The 13,826-nt window shown below is 69.0% G+C and carries 13 protein-coding genes and 1 tRNA gene; 13 read left to right on the top strand and 1 reads right to left on the bottom strand.

Translation table 11 applies throughout. From position 1 onward, the window contains the following. Positions 1-3: 3 nt before the first annotated feature. The 9 genes from fdxH to ACQY8B_RS03195 all read left to right on the top strand — a co-directional run bounded on the left by fdxH (position 4) and on the right by ACQY8B_RS03195 (position 9,300). Positions 4-963, top strand: a complete 960-nt coding sequence (fdxH, locus tag ACQY8B_RS03235; RefSeq protein ID WP_409196114.1) for a formate dehydrogenase subunit beta — start codon at positions 4-6, stop codon at positions 961-963. 10 nt (positions 964-973) lie between these two features. Next, on the top strand, positions 974-1,597 hold the full coding sequence (locus tag ACQY8B_RS03230) for a formate dehydrogenase subunit gamma (RefSeq protein ID WP_422085372.1): 624 nt from the start codon (positions 974-976) through the stop codon (positions 1,595-1,597). 10 nt (positions 1,598-1,607) lie between these two features. Continuing rightward, complete coding sequence (gene fdhE, locus ACQY8B_RS03225) at positions 1,608-2,636, top strand: formate dehydrogenase accessory protein FdhE (protein WP_422085371.1); 1,029 nt, start codon at positions 1,608-1,610, stop codon at positions 2,634-2,636. Beyond that, positions 2,636-4,084: an L-seryl-tRNA(Sec) selenium transferase gene (gene selA / locus ACQY8B_RS03220; protein WP_422085370.1), complete on the top strand. Its 1,449-nt coding sequence runs from the start codon at positions 2,636-2,638 to the stop codon at positions 4,082-4,084. The genes fdhE and selA overlap by 1 nt, the downstream gene beginning before the upstream one ends. Before the next feature lie 35 nt (positions 4,085-4,119). Beyond that, positions 4,120-5,235, top strand: coding sequence for an acyl-CoA dehydrogenase family protein (locus tag ACQY8B_RS03215; protein WP_422085369.1), 1,116 nt, complete (start codon positions 4,120-4,122; stop codon positions 5,233-5,235). Between the two features lie 11 nt (positions 5,236-5,246). Further along, on the top strand, positions 5,247-6,107 hold the full coding sequence (locus ACQY8B_RS03210) for a phosphate/phosphite/phosphonate ABC transporter substrate-binding protein (RefSeq protein WP_422085368.1): 861 nt from the start codon (positions 5,247-5,249) through the stop codon (positions 6,105-6,107). Further along, positions 6,073-7,275, top strand: a complete 1,203-nt coding sequence (locus tag ACQY8B_RS03205) for a ferritin-like domain-containing protein (RefSeq protein WP_422085367.1) — start codon at positions 6,073-6,075, stop codon at positions 7,273-7,275. Before ACQY8B_RS03210 ends, ACQY8B_RS03205 begins: the two co-directional genes overlap by 35 nt. Before the next feature lie 13 nt (positions 7,276-7,288). Further along, positions 7,289-9,196, top strand: coding sequence for a selenocysteine-specific translation elongation factor (selB, locus tag ACQY8B_RS03200; RefSeq protein WP_422085366.1), 1,908 nt, complete (start codon positions 7,289-7,291; stop codon positions 9,194-9,196). 11 nt (positions 9,197-9,207) lie between these two features. Beyond that, positions 9,208-9,300, top strand: a tRNA-Sec gene (locus tag ACQY8B_RS03195). A 51-nt stretch (positions 9,301-9,351) separates the two neighbouring features. Here the strand turns inward: ACQY8B_RS03195 and selD are convergent. Continuing rightward, positions 9,352-10,419 carry a selenide, water dikinase SelD gene (selD, locus tag ACQY8B_RS03190; protein WP_285412806.1) on the bottom strand — a complete coding sequence of 356 codons (1,068 nt, stop codon included), beginning with the start codon at positions 10,417-10,419 and terminating at the stop codon, positions 9,352-9,354. Between the two features lie 74 nt (positions 10,420-10,493). Between selD and ACQY8B_RS03185 the strand changes: the two genes are divergently transcribed. From ACQY8B_RS03185 to phnE, 4 genes are read left to right on the top strand one after another with little or no spacing between them, the layout of a single operon-like run. Continuing rightward, on the top strand, positions 10,494-11,351 hold the full coding sequence (locus ACQY8B_RS03185) for a putative selenate ABC transporter substrate-binding protein (RefSeq protein ID WP_422085365.1): 858 nt from the start codon (positions 10,494-10,496) through the stop codon (positions 11,349-11,351). A gap of 10 nt (positions 11,352-11,361) precedes the next feature. After that, positions 11,362-12,174, top strand: a complete 813-nt coding sequence (locus tag ACQY8B_RS03180) for a phosphonate ABC transporter ATP-binding protein (protein WP_422085364.1) — start codon at positions 11,362-11,364, stop codon at positions 12,172-12,174. A gap of 47 nt (positions 12,175-12,221) precedes the next feature. Then, entirely contained in the window at positions 12,222-13,013 is a 792-nt protein-coding gene (locus ACQY8B_RS03175) for a PhnE/PtxC family ABC transporter permease (protein WP_422089144.1), read from the top strand. Continuing rightward, complete coding sequence (gene phnE / locus ACQY8B_RS03170) at positions 13,010-13,816, top strand: phosphonate ABC transporter, permease protein PhnE (protein ID WP_422085363.1); 807 nt, start codon at positions 13,010-13,012, stop codon at positions 13,814-13,816. The genes ACQY8B_RS03175 and phnE overlap by 4 nt, the downstream gene beginning before the upstream one ends. The last annotated feature ends 10 nt before the right edge of the window (positions 13,817-13,826 follow it).

Below are 13,826 nucleotides of genomic sequence, written 5' to 3'. Positions count from 1 at the left end.
GCGATGTCCTCCCTTCAAACCCTCGACATCGCCGCCCGCTCGGCCACCACCACGCCATCGCCAGAGATCCGCAGCCGCCCGCAGGTGCAGCAGGTGGCGAAGCTGATCGACGTGTCGACCTGCATCGGCTGCAAGGCCTGCCAGGTCGCGTGCATGCAGTGGAACGACCTGCGCGACGAGGTCGGCACCAACCACGGCACCTACGACAACCCGGTCGACCTCACGCCGTCTTCCTGGACGGTGATGAAGTTCTCCGAGGTGGAGCCCGAGGCGGGCAAGCTCGAATGGCTGATCCGCAAGGACGGCTGCATGCACTGCGACGACCCCGGCTGCCTGAAGTCGTGCCCTTCGCCGGGAGCGATCGTCAAGTACGCCAACGGCATCGTCGACTTCATCAGCGAGCATTGCGTCGGCTGCGGCAACTGCGTCACCGGCTGCCCGTTCGACGTGCCGCGCATCAGCAAGGTCGACAACAAGGCCTACAAGTGCTCGCTGTGCTCCGACCGCGTGGGCGTTGGCTTGGAGCCGGCCTGCGTGAAGGCCTGCCCCACCGGCGCGCTGCACTTCGGCACCAAGGAAGACATGCACGAATACGCATCGGAGCGCATCGTCGACCTGAAGGAGCGCGGCTTCGCCAACGCCGGCGTGTACGACCCGGCCGGCGTGGGCGGCACGCACGTGATGTACGTGCTGCAGCACGCCGACCGCCCGGGCCTGTACGCAGACCTGCCGAAAGATCCGCACATCAGCCCGCTGGTGTCGCTGTGGAAGGGCGTGGCCAAGCCGCTCGCGATGGTGGCCATGATCGGCGCCGTGGTGGGCAGCTTCTTCCACTACATGAAGACCGGCCCCATCGAGCCCAAGGACGACCATCCCGATGCCGACCGCGACGGCCACCCGGACGACGTGGTGGTGATCGAAGAGCCGCCGCGAACGCCGCCGCCCACCGCGCCCCGTGCATGAGGAGATTGCGATGACACGCTACTACCTTCGCCGCTACCGAGACGCCACGCGCATGAACCACTGGTTCGTCGCGATCATGTTCTTCGCGGCCGCGCTCTCGGGCCTGGCCTTCTTCCACCCTGCCCTGTTCTTCCTGACCAACCTGTTCGGCGGCGGCCCGTGGACGCGCATCCTGCATCCGTTCATGGGGCTGCTGATGGTGCTGGGCTTCGTGTTCCTGTTCTTCACGATGTGGCGCGAGAACATCCTCGACAAGACGGATCGCGAGTGGATCGCCAATGCGCCGAAGATGCTCAAGGGCGACAAGTCGAGCATGCCGCCGGTGGGCAAATACAACGCCGGGCAGAAGCTGGTGTTCTGGGCCTTCGGCGTCAGCCTGCTGCTGTTGCTGGTGACGGGCTTCATGTTCTGGAGTCCGTGGTTCGTCGGCTTCTTCCCGATATTGCTGCGGCGCATTGCGGTGGTGGTGCATGCGGTTTCCGCGGTGGTGCTGATTCTTTCGGTCATCACGCACATCTACGCGGCCATCTGGGTCAAGGGCACGCTGCGCGCCATGACGCGCGGCACCGTCACCGAGGGATGGGCCAAGCTCAACCACCCACTCTGGCATCGCAAAATGACGCGAGGTGAGTGATACTGATCCGATGACGAGTTCAACCGGCACCCCGCCGCCGATCCGGACCACGCGCGTTCTCGACCCCGAGCAGATTGCAATGCAGGCCGGGCGGCAGATGCCGTTCCTGCGCCTGCCGGTGCGTTCCCTCGCGTTCTCCGACCGGCAGCTTCGACTGCGCCAGCTCGCGGCCTCGCATCCGATGCGCGAGTACCTGATCTTCATTGCCGACCTCGCGCAGGCGCAGCACCAGGTGCTGCAGGACTACGCGGTGGTTGCGCTGCCCGCATCCGATGCGCTCGAAGCCGCTGCCAAGGTGCTGAAGCCGCCTATGCCCGCCTTCGGATGGACGCGCGACCCGGTCTGGCTGCGGGAACTGCGCCGCCTGCTCGGTCTCTTCCGCGCCCGGCTGCCTGAAGGCCCCGCGCGCGACACGCTCGACCGCGTGGTGGCTGCCGACGATGCATGGATCGACCAGCAGGCCGACCGCCTCTCGCGCCGCATCATGTTCGGGCTCGACCTTGCGGCCGCGCCATTGATTGCCGCGGGGCTGCAGGCCTACTGGACGCAGCTCGTGCTGCAGGTGGCCGACCGCGAAGGCGAGAACATCTTCGGCCGCACCGACCCCGGCAACGAATGCCCCTGCTGCGGCAGCGCGCCCACAGTGAGCATCACGCGCATCGGCGCCGACGAAGCGGGCTTTCGCTACCTGCACTGCTCGCTGTGCAGCACCGAGTGGCACTACGTTCGCATCAAGTGCACGCATTGCGAAAGCACCAAGGGCATCCACTTCGAATCGCTGTCGCCGCAGCCCGGCGTGGAACTGCCGGCCACCGGCGCGCGCGAAGGCGCAGTCAAGGCCGAGTGCTGCGACACCTGCGGCCACTATCTCAAGCAGGTCGCGATGGAGAAAGACCCCGAGGTCGAGCCCGTCGCGGACGACCTCGCCAGTGTCACGCTCGACCTGCTCGTCTCTGAAGCCGGGCATCAGCGCAGCGGCCACAACCTGATGCTGCTGTTCGGAGAGCCCGAGATCCCCGACGACGGCGGAGGCGGCTGATGGCAGCGCCCGAAGAGTCCGTGGTCCACGGCTCGACGGCAAGGCCCCAGGATCTGCCTTCTGTCGATCAACTGCTGCGCCTCGCCGTGCCGGGCGCATTGCTGGCCGAGCATGGCCGTACGCTGGTGGTGAAGGAAGCGCGCGCGCTGCTCGAAGGGCTTCGCGCGCGGGCCGTGGCGGGCAAGCTGGCGGCTGCTGACATCGAGCAAGAGGCGCTCGGCAACGCACTCGCCGAGCGCGTGCAGGCCCGTCTCGCGCCGCGCATGCGCGCGGTGCTGAACCTCACCGGCACCGTCATCCACACCAACCTCGGCCGCGCGCTGCTGGCCGACGCGGCGCTGCAGCGGCTGCTCGCGGTGATGACATCGCCCAACAACCTCGAGTACGACCTCGCCACCGGCAGCCGCGGCGACCGCGACTCGCTGGTCGAAGAACTGCTGTGCAGCATCACCGGCGCCGAAGCCGCCACGGTGGTCAACAACAACGCGGCCGCCGTGCTGCTGACCATCGCGGCACTGGCGCGCGAGCGCGAAGTGATCGTCTCGCGCGGCGAGCTGGTGGAGATCGGCGGCGCCTTCCGCATGCCCGACGTGATGGCCAGCGCGGGCGCGCGCATGGTCGAGGTCGGCACCACCAACCGCACGCATCCGCAGGACTACGAGCGCGCCATCAACGAACACACCGCGCTGGTGATGAAGGTGCACACCAGCAACTACGCCGTGCAGGGCTTCACCGCCGCGGTCGACGAAGCCACGCTCGCCGGCATTGCGCATGCGCGCGGCGTGCCGCTTGCCTCCGACCTGGGCAGCGGCTCGCTGATCGACCTGGCCCACTACGGCCTGCCGCGCGAGCCACTGCCGCAGGAGATGCTTGCGGCCGGCTGCGATGTCGTCACCTTCTCGGGCGACAAGCTGCTGGGTGGTCCGCAAGCCGGGCTCATCGTCGGCAGCAAGGCCGCCGTGGGCCGCATCCGCAAGTTTCCGATGAAGCGCGCGCTGCGCATGAGCAAGCTGCCGCTGGCGGCGCTGGAGGCCACGCTGTCGCTGTACCTGCGGCCCGAGCGCCTTGCGCAAGACCTGCCCACGCTGCGGCTGCTCACACGGCCCGCCGATGCGATCCGCGAAATGGCCGAGGCGTTGAAGGCGCCCGTGCAGGCAGCGGTGTCGCCGCGCTTCACCGTCGAAGTCGTGCCGCTGCTCGGGCAGATCGGCTCCGGCTCGCTGCCTGTCGAGCGCCTGCCCTCGGCGGGCCTTGCGCTCGCGCCGGCCGGCACCTCGAAGAAGGGCACGGGCACGGCGCTCGACGCCCTCGCCACCGCCCTGCGTGGCCTGCCGCTGCCGGTGATCGGCCGCATCGCCGAAGACCGCTTGCTGCTCGACCTGCGCTGCCTGGAAGACAGCGCGCCCTTCACTGCCCAGCTCGATGCCCTGCGCGAGCGGCTGCAATAGACCGACTCCCTCAACCCGTACTCCAGGAAAAAGCGATGAATCCCCTCGAAGTGCTCGCCGGTATCGAAACGCAAACGCTGCAGCCCTCGGCCCAGCGCACCGACAGCGAGGGACGCTTTCCACGAGAGACGATCCAGGCGATGGGCCAGGCCGGCCTGCTCGGCCTGGTGTCGGCCACGTCGGTCGGCGGCCGGGGCCTGGGCCTGAAGGAAGCCGCGCAGGTGGTCTCTCGCATCGCGCAGACCTGCCCGTCCACCGCGATGGTCGTGTGCATGCACTACTGCGCCACTGCCGTGCTCGAACAGTTCGGCCCGGAGCCCGTACGCCGCGCAATCGCCGAGGGCAAGCACCTGAGCACGCTGGCCTTTTCCGAAGCCGATTCGCGCAGCCACTTCTGGGCACCCACCGGCACCGCCCGTGCGGATGGAGACAACGTGGTGCTCGATGCGCGCAAGAGCTGGGTCACCTCCGCCTTCGAGGCCGACAGCTACGTGTGGTCGAGCAAGCCGCTGGCGGCCGAAGGCGCGAGCACGCTGTGGCTGGTCGATGCCAAGTCCGACGGCCTGAGTCAGCCAGGCCGCTTCGACGGGCTGGGCCTGCGCGGCAACGCCTCCACGCCGATCACCGCGAAGGATGTGCGCATCGCGGCCGGCGCCCGTCTTGGCGAAGACGGCAAGGGCTTCGACACCATGATGGGCGTGGTTCTTCCATGGTTCTCCGTGCTCGGCGCCGCGTGTTCGACCGGCCTGATGGAAGGCGCCCTGAGCCGCGCCATCGGCCATGTGAGCCAGACGCGGCACGTGCACCTCGATTCATCGCTGGCAGACCTGCCGACCATTCGCGCCTACCTGGCACGTGCGCGCATCAAGACCGACATGGTGCAAGCGCTGCTCGACGACACCGTGGCCGCCATCGGTGCTGGCCGCCCCGACACCATGCTGCGCGTACTCGAAGTGAAGGCGGCCGCCGCCGAAGCCGCGCTCGAAGTCACCGACATCGCCATGCGTGTGTGCGGCGGCGCGGCCTTCCGCAAGGAGGCGGGCATCGAGCGGTTGTTCCGCGATGCGCGCGCATCGAGCGTGATGGCACCGACCTCCGACGTGCTGTACGACTTCATCGGCAAGGCCATCACCGGCCTGCCTCTGTTCTGAGGAACCGCGCCATGTCCGAACCGACACTGATCATGGGCGCCGTAGCCTATGCGCCCAAGGTCGTCACCATCTGGGAAGGCTTCAAGGCCTTCTTCGTGAAGAACGGCCTGCCCTTCGACTACGTGCTTTATTCGAACTACGAAAGCCAGGTCGAGGCGCAGTTCGACGGCACGCTGCACCTCGCATGGAATTCGCCATTGGCCTGGGTGCGCGCCGATCGCATCGCGCGCAGCCGTGGCCAGCAGGTGCAGGCCGTGGCCATGCGCGACACCGACTGCGACCTGCGCTCGGCTGTCGTCGTGCGTGCCGACAGCCCGGTGCAGTCGCTGGCCGATCTGCGCGGCAAGACCGTCGGGCTTGGCGCGCTCGATTCACCGCAGGCCACGCTGATCCCGCTCGACCACCTGCGCACCGAAGGCCTGGTGAAGCAGCGCGACTTCCAGGTGCGCTACTTCGACGTGCTCGGCGGCAAGCACGGCGACCACATCGGCGGCGAGCGCGATGCGGCCATCGCGCTGATGGCCGGCGAGGTCGATGCCTGCTGCCTCATCGACGGCAACCACCTGGCATTCGGCCTCGATGGCACGCTGCCTTCGGGCAGCACGCGCGTCATTGCGCGCACCGGCGCCTACGACCACTGCAACTTCACCACCAGCCCGGATGCGCCGGCCGAATCGATCGAGCGCTTCGTCTCCCTGCTGATGGCGATGCGCTGGGACGATCCGCAGGTGCGCCCTCTGCTCGAACTCGAAGGCCTGCGCGAATGGCGCACCGGCCGCACCAGCGGCTATGCGCTTCTCGAACGCGCGGTGGACGACGAACATTTTTACGACGGCGATGGCCGCATCACCAATCCCGACTATCGATATTGAGTCGCTGGGCCTCGACCAGGGCGCCCTGCTGCTCATTCGCCGCGCGCTGGCCGAACGGCCGGTGGGTAGCGAGCTGCGCGTGCGCGGGCAATCGCCGGACTGGCGAATGCACCTGGAGGCGTGGTGCCGCAGCCAGGGGCACCCGCTGCGCTTCGAGGCTGAAGAGGCCGTGGTCACGCGCAGCCCGCATGCCGAGGGCCGCTGGCTCGGCGCGCAATCGACCGGCGCCGCGCAGGGCGACGCCAACGGCACACCTGCCGAAGACGCCGCGCCCGGCTGGGGCCTGGCGGCGCGCGGCGCCACGGTGGAGGCCGGCAGTCCGCCTTTCTTCTTCGCCCTGCACCGCCGCGACGAAGTGTGGGCCGCGACGGCCGGCGAGCTCTACCGGCAAGCAGCAGCAGCCCAATGGGACCCGGGCACGGCCATCGACTGGGATGCGCCCTTCGACCTGCCGCCCGCCGTGGAAGCAGCCGTCGTGCAGGTGATGACCTACCTCATCGAGAACGAGAACGCCGCGCTGCTGGTGCCGGCGCGCCATCTCGGGCAGATCCATCCGCATTTCCGCGAGGTGCTGCAACTGCTGGCGCTGCAATGCGCCGACGAGGCGCGGCACGTGGAGGTGTTCACGCGCCGCGCCACGCTGCGAGGCAATCAGCCCGCGCTATCGACGGCCGGCGGACAGGCTTCGCTGCGCACGCTGTTCGATGCGCCGGATTTCTCCGTCGCCACCTTCCTGCTGTCCGTGCTCGGCGAGGGCAGCTTCGTGAACCTGCTGAACTTCCTGCATGCGCATGCGCCTGACCCCGTGACTCGGCAGATCGCACGGCTCACGGCCCGCGACGAGGCACGCCACGTCGCCTTCGGCATGGCGCATCTCGAATACCGGCTCTCGGTGCAGCCCGACTACCAGGCGCGGCTGCGCAACGCCATCGAGGTGCGCTACGACACGCTGGCCAGCACGGCGGGCCTCAACGAGGAAGTGTTCGACGCGCTGGTGCTGCTGGCGGCCGGTGAACTCTCGCCCGCCGCCATCGCGCGCGGCCACGCGGCGGTGCAGCAGCTGCAGCGCGACATGGCGGCCGGACGCCGTGCCCGCCTCACGCGGCTGGGCTTCGAGCGCGACGAGGCGCAGCGGCTGTCCGACCTGCACACCCGCAACTTCATGTGACGGCGCCCCCACGATGATCATCGGCACCGCAGGCCACATCGACCACGGCAAGACCACGCTGGTGCGCGCGCTCACGGGCGTCGACACAGACCGGCTGCCCGAGGAAAAGCGGCGCGGCATCTCCATCGAACTCGGCTATGCGTACCTGCATGCGCCCGACGGCGTGTCGCTCGGCTTCGTCGACGTGCCCGGCCACGAGCGCCTGCTGCACACCATGCTCGCTGGCGCCACGGGCATCGACCACGCACTGCTGGTGGTGGCGGCCGACGACGGCGTGATGCCGCAGACACGCGAGCACCTGGCGGTGGTGGCACTGCTGGGCGTGCGCGAGGCGACGGTGGCCATCACCAAGATCGACCGCATCGACGAGGCCGTGCGCGAGGCGAGGCTGGCCGAGGTGCGCGCGGACATCGCCGCGCTGCTGGCGCCAACGCCGCTCGCGGGCGCGCCGATGCTCGCGGTGTCTGCGACCACCGGCGAAGGCATCGATGCACTGCGCGAACGCCTGCTCGACGTGGCGCGCAAGGAGCATGCGCGCGAAGACGACCTGGCGTTTCGCCTCGCGGTCGATCGGGCTTTCACGCTCTCGGGCGTAGGCACGGTCGTCACCGGCACGGTCTTCAGCGGAACGGTGCGCATCGGCGACGAACTGCGCATGGCGCCTGGCGACCATGCGGTGCGCGTGCGCGGCATCCATGCGCAGAACCAGAAGGCCGAATCGGCGCATGCGGGGCAGCGCTGCGCGCTGGCGCTGGCCGGCGTCACCAAGGACGAGATTCATCGCGGCGACTGGGTCTGTACGCCCGCCATCGCGCTTGCAACGGACCGCATCGACCTGCTGCTCACGCTGTGGCCCGACGAGGCCAAGCCGCTGCGTTCGGGCACGACAGTGCATGCGCACCTCGGCGCGAGCGACGTGATGGCTTCGCTCGCGCTGCTCGACCGCGACGTGCTCGCGCCCGGCGAAACGGCCCTGGCGCAGCTGGTGACGAAGGAGAGTGTCGGCGCATGGCATGGCGACCGGGGCGTGCTGCGCGATGCCTCGGCCACGCGCACCATGGCCGGCGTGCGCGTGCTCGACCCGTTCGCGCCGGTGCGCTACCGCCGAACGCACGAGCGGCTGCACACGCTGGCCGCCTGGGCCATCGACGACCGGGCCGCGCGCGTGGCTGCACTGCTGCACAACGCGCCGCTGGGCATCGACACCGCGCGGCTGGCGCGTGCGCTGTCGCTGCCCGGCGAAGCCGCCCTGCCGCTGCCCGCCGATGCAGTGCGCATCGAGCACACGTCCATCGCGCAGCGGCACCTGGAGGCGCTCGAGGCGCAGATCACCGGGCGGCTCGCGGACTTCCATCGCACAGCGCCCGACGAGGTCGGCCCCGATGCGCGCCGCCTCAAGCGCCTTGCCGCACCGCGCACCGACGATGCGCTGTGGCGCCATGCGCTCGATGCGCTGGTCGCGCGCGGCGCGCTGGTGCGCAGCGGCACCTGGCTGCATCTGCCCGACCATGCGGCGCGCCTCGGTGAAGCCGAACAGAAGCTCGCGCAGAAGTTGTTGCCCAGACTGGCCGACGGCGGCTTCGATCCACCGTGGGTGCGCGATCTTGCGAAGGACTGCGCTGTGAGCGAGCCGATGGCGCGGCAAACGCTAGCAAGCCTCGCTCGGCGTGGCGAGACCTTCCAGGTGGTGAAGGACTTGTACTATCCGCTGGCAACCATCGAGCGATTGGCGGTGTTGGCGCGCGATTGCCTCGATGGCCCTGAAGGTTTGCAGGCTGCGAGTTTTCGCGATGCAACGGGGCTGGGGCGCAAGCGCGCAATCCAGTTGCTGGAGTTTTTTGACCGTGTGGGCTATACGCGGCGCGTGAAAGACACGCACCTGCTGCGGCCTGATACGTCGTTGTTCGGGGCGAGGCCTTGAGCAGCATTCATGGGAGGGGATCGTCCCTGGTGGGGCGGCCGGGCTTCAAACCCGGTTGGTGGCGCCAGTCGTCGCCGGGAAGGTTCGACTCCTTCCCCCTTCCGCCGTTTTTGTCGTGCTCCTTCCCCCAGAGGGGGAGGGAGAAATGCGGGGAACTACGGCACCACGCGCAGCGAGGGCTCCCCCGCCTCGACACGGCCGATGACCGCCGCCTGCCCGAATCCTTCATCGCGGAAGATCTTCAGCACCGCATCGACCGCTTCCGGCGCGCAGCTCACGAGCAGGCCGCCAGAGGTCTGCGGATCGCTCAGCAGGTTCTGCGCGGTGGGATGCAGGCCGGCGGCCAGCTCCACGTCGGCGCCGTAGCCGGCCCAGTTGCGCCCCGAGGCACCGGTGACCATGCCCTCGGCGGCCATCACCACCACGTTGTCGAGCAGGGGCACCTTCGACCACTCGATCACCGCCTTGAGCTTCGCGCCACGCGCCAGTTCGAGCGTGTGGCCGGCCAGGCCGAAGCCCGTCACGTCGGTCAGCGCATGCACGCCGTCAAGCGCCGCAAGCGCGATGCCGGGGGTGTTGAGCTTTGTCGTGTTCTCGATCAGCTGGCGGTAGCCGATGCCGGACAGCTGCTCTTTCTTGAGCGCCGCCGACAGCACGCCCACGCCCAGCGGCTTGCCCAGCACCAGCACGTCGCCCGCCTTCGCGTCGGCGTTGCGCCGCACGCGGTCGGGGTGCACGAGGCCCATGGCGACGAGGCCGTAGATCGGCTCGACCGAATCGATGGTGTGGCCGCCGGCAATCGGAATGCCCGCGGCGCGGCACACGTCCTGCCCGCCGCGAACGATCTCGGCGATGACTTCCACCGGCAGCTGGTTGATGGGCATGGCAACGAGCGCCAGCGCCATGATCGGCCGGCCACCCATCGCGTACACGTCGCTGATCGCGTTGGTGGCGGCGATGCGGCCGAACTCGTAGGGGTCATCCACGATGGGCATGAAGAAGTCGGTGGTCGCGATCAGCGCCTGCTGGTCGTTGAGCCTGTAGACCGCCGCGTCGTCAGCGGTCTCGATGCCCACCATGAGCTCGGGCGGGATCATGCCGCCCGCGTGGTTCTTCAGGATCTGCGACAGCACGCCGGGCGCGATCTTGCAGCCGCAGCCGCCGCCATGCGAAAAACTCGTGAGGCGCAAAGGCGCGAGCGGATTCATGAGCGTTGGATTCATGGGGCGATTATCGAAGCGGCCCCGCTTTCTACAATCCCGTCCTTCCCAAAACCGCACGTCCCCGAGGCGCATCCATGAAAAAGACTCTCACCCGCCTGACCCTGGCCCTGACCTTCTCCGTCGCAAGCCTCGGCGCCTTCGCCCAGGGCGTGCTGCGCGTCTCGGCCATTCCCGACGAGGCGCCCACCGAGCTGCAGCGCAAATTCACGCCGCTGGGCGACTACCTCAAGAAGGAAACCGGCATGGACGTGCAGTTCACGCCCGTGACCGATTACGCCGCCGTGGTCGAAGGCCTGGCCACCAACAAGATCGACCTGGCCTGGCTCGGCGGCTTCACCTTCGTGCAGGCGCGCATCCGCACCAACGGCGGCGCGGTGCCGATCGTGCAGCGCGCGGAAGACGAGGTGTTCACCAGCAAGTTCATCGTGCCCATCGACAGCACCGCCAAGACGCTGGCCGACCTGAAGGGTAAGACCTTCGCGTTCGGCGCGCCGTCGTCCACCTCGGGCAGCCTGATGCCGCGCTACTTCCTGCTGCAGGCGGGCATCAACCCGGAGAAAGACTTCAAGACGGTCGCGTTCTCGGGCGCGCACGACGCCACGGTGGCCTTCGTGGCCGCGTCGCGCGCCGAAGCGGGCGTGCTCAACGCGTCGGTGTGGGACAAGCTGGTCGAGGCCAAGAACCCCAACGCCGCCAAGGTGCGCGTGCTGGCGACCACGCCGACCTACTACGACTACAACTGGACGGTGCGCCCGGGCCTCGATCCGGCCATCACCAGGAAGCTGACCGACGCCTTCCTGAAGCTCGATCCGGCCAACCCGGCGCAGAAGGAAATCATGGCGCTGCAGCGCGCGAGCAAGTTCATCCCGACCAAGTCGTCGAACTACGACGGCATCGAGACGGCGGGCAAGTCGGCGGGCCTGATCAAGTGAGTTTGCGCGGATGAGCTTCTCGCTGGAAGGCGTGGGTGTCATGCACCCCAACGGCCAGCGGGCGTTGGCCGGGGTGACGCTGGCCGCGCGCGACGGCGAGCGCATCGCCGTCATCGGGCCCTCGGGCGCCGGCAAGACGACGCTGCTGCGTGTGCTCGGCGCGGCGCTGCGGCCTACGGAGGGCGAGGTTCGGGCCTTGGGCGCCGGGCCTTGGCAATTGCCGTCCGCAGCGCTGAAGAAGCTTCGCGCCCGCATCGGCACGGTGCACCAGTCACCGCCCATCGCGCCGCGCCTGCGCGTCGTCACCGCGGTGCTCGCGGGCCGGCTCGGCGAGTGGTCGACGCTGCGCGCGCTGGGCTCGCTCTTCCATCCCTCTGACATTGCCGGTGCTCACGAAGTGCTGTCGCGCCTGTCGCTGGAAGACCGCCTGTTCGACCGCTGCGACCGCCTCTCGGGCGGCCAGTTGCAGCGCGTGGGCATTGCGCGCGTTCTTTACCAGCGCCCAGCCCTGCTGCTGGCAGACGAGCCCGTGTCCGCGCTCGACCCCACGCTGGCCGACGCCGCCATCGGCCAGCTTGTCGCGCAGAGCGAATCGACGGGCGCCACGCTGGTGGCTTCGCTGCATGCGGTGGACCTGGCGCTGCGCTGGTTTCCACGCATCGTCGGCATGCGCAACGGGCTGGTGATGTTCGACCTGCCCGCCGCACAGGTGACGGCCCCGATGCTCGAGGCGCTCTATGCGAGCGAAGGCGGCGTGGCGGTGCAGAAGTCGACGCAGCCCGTCGCGGCCGAAGCGGCTTTTCTTCGTCCGGACTGCCCTTGAACGCCGCCGCATCCACCGCCGTCGCCATCCGACGCGACCCGCAAGCCATGCGGCGGCTGGCCGGTTGCCTTGCCGCGCTGGTCATCGCATGGCCGATGCTGGCGCTGTCCGAATTCAATCCGTGGGCGCTGTTCACCGGCGGCAATCTCGCGGTCATCGGCGGCTTCCTGGCAGGCTTCTTCCCGCCCGACGGCTCGCCGGCCTTTCTCGCGCTGCTTTTCAAGGCCACGCTTGAGACGCTGGCCATGGCCACGGCCGGCACCGCGCTGGCATTGCTGATCGGCGCGCCGCTGGGCTTCGTGACCACGCGCGCCCTTTCTGTCTCGCGCATCGGCCCGGGCCCCGGTCGCGTGCGGGCCGGCATCGTGCGGCAGGCCGCGCGCTGGCTGCTGATGGTGCTGCGCGCCATTCCGGAAATAGTCTGGGCGCTGCTGTTCGTGCGCGTGTTCGGGCTCGGCCCCGCCGCGGGCGTGCTGGCGCTGGCCATCACCTACGGCGGCATGCTGGGCAAGGTCTACGCCGAGATCCTCGAATCGACCGACACGCGCCCCGCGCGCGCCCTGCTCGAAAGCGGCAGCGGCCGACTCGCGGCGCTCTGCTACGGCCTGCTGCCGAACACGGCGCAGGAGCTGGCCTCTTACACCGTGTACCGCTGGGAATGCGCGGTGCGCGCGTCGGTGGTGATGGGTTTTGTCGGCGCGGGCGGTCTGGGGCAGCTGATGGACCAGTCGATGAAGATGCTCAACGGCGGCGAGGCCAGCAGCATCCTGCTGGTGTTCCTGGCGCTGGTGCTGCTGGCCGACCTGCTGAGCAATGCGCTGCGGAGGCTGCTGGCATGACGGCGGCCCTTACGCTGCCTGCGCGCCCGCCGCCTTGCTGGCGCTGCCGCATCGCCCTGCTGCTGATCGGCGCTGCGGTGGTGGCGAGCTTTTTCTACCTGGGTATCGACTACCGCGCTCTGGGCTCGTCGGAATCGCTCAGGCTCATGGGCAAGTTCATCGCCGAGTTCTTCCCACCCGACCTGTCGCCCGACTTTCTCTCGAAGGTCGGCCATGGCGCGTTGCAGACGCTGGCGGTGTCGGCGCTCGGCACGGTACTGGCGGCCGTTGCCGGCGCGCTGCTGGCGCTGCCGGCTTCGGGCCGCGCAGGCGGTGCGTTGCGCCACGGCTCGCGCTTCGTGCTGAACTTCCTGCGCAGCGTGCCCGAGCTGGTATGGGCCGCGCTGATGGTGCTGGCCGCCGGCATCGGCCCCTTCGCAGGGGCGCTGGCGCTGTCGCTGCACACCACGGGTGTGCTGGGCCGGCTCTTCGCCGAGGCGCTGGAAAACGCACCGCGCGAGCCCGAGCATGCGTTGGTGCTCTCGGGCGCCAACTCCGTCACCGCCTTCAGCTACGCCAGCCTGCCCATCGTGCTGCCGCAATGGGTGGCCTACGCACTCTACCGCTGGGAAATGAACATCCGCATGGCGGCCGTGCTGGGCTTCGTGGGCGGCGGCGGGCTGGGGCAGCTGCTGTACTTCCACCTGTCGATCTTCCAGCAGCAGCAGGCGATGACGGTGCTGATCGCGATGTTCGTGCTGGTGACCTTCGTCGACTTTGCGAGCGCTCGCTTGCGCCGTGGCCTCGGACCTGCATACGCCTGACAATCGGGGC

Source organism: Variovorax sp. (assembly GCF_965279555.1).
GTDB lineage: Bacteria > Pseudomonadota > Gammaproteobacteria > Burkholderiales > Burkholderiaceae_C > Variovorax.
Note: the sequence above shows the minus strand (reverse complement) of the source record. Positions and strands in the feature narration are given on the sequence as shown.

Excerpts from the sequence above, each read along its gene's own strand:
- ACQY8B_RS03205 (WP_422085367.1), top strand. The coding sequence starts at position 6,073 with ATGGCCGCATCACCAATCCCGACTATCGATATTGAGTCGCTGGGCCTC.
- fdhE (WP_422085371.1), top strand. The coding sequence starts at position 1,608 with ATGACGAGTTCAACCGGCACCCCGCCGCCGATCCGGACCACGCGCGTT.
- selB (WP_422085366.1), top strand. The coding sequence starts at position 7,289 with ATGATCATCGGCACCGCAGGCCACATCGACCACGGCAAGACCACGCTG.
- ACQY8B_RS03215 (WP_422085369.1), top strand. The coding sequence starts at position 4,120 with ATGAATCCCCTCGAAGTGCTCGCCGGTATCGAAACGCAAACGCTGCAG.
- ACQY8B_RS03185 (WP_422085365.1), top strand. The coding sequence starts at position 10,494 with ATGAAAAAGACTCTCACCCGCCTGACCCTGGCCCTGACCTTCTCCGTC.
- selA (WP_422085370.1), top strand. The coding sequence starts at position 2,636 with ATGGCAGCGCCCGAAGAGTCCGTGGTCCACGGCTCGACGGCAAGGCCC.
- ACQY8B_RS03180 (WP_422085364.1), top strand. The coding sequence starts at position 11,362 with ATGAGCTTCTCGCTGGAAGGCGTGGGTGTCATGCACCCCAACGGCCAG.
- ACQY8B_RS03175 (WP_422089144.1), top strand. The coding sequence starts at position 12,222 with ATGCGGCGGCTGGCCGGTTGCCTTGCCGCGCTGGTCATCGCATGGCCG.
- fdxH (WP_409196114.1), top strand. The coding sequence starts at position 4 with ATGTCCTCCCTTCAAACCCTCGACATCGCCGCCCGCTCGGCCACCACC.
- phnE (WP_422085363.1), top strand. The coding sequence starts at position 13,010 with ATGACGGCGGCCCTTACGCTGCCTGCGCGCCCGCCGCCTTGCTGGCGC.
- ACQY8B_RS03230 (WP_422085372.1), top strand. The coding sequence starts at position 974 with ATGACACGCTACTACCTTCGCCGCTACCGAGACGCCACGCGCATGAAC.
- selD (WP_285412806.1), bottom strand. The coding sequence starts at position 10,419 with ATGAATCCAACGCTCATGAATCCGCTCGCGCCTTTGCGCCTCACGAGT.
- ACQY8B_RS03210 (WP_422085368.1), top strand. The coding sequence starts at position 5,247 with ATGTCCGAACCGACACTGATCATGGGCGCCGTAGCCTATGCGCCCAAG.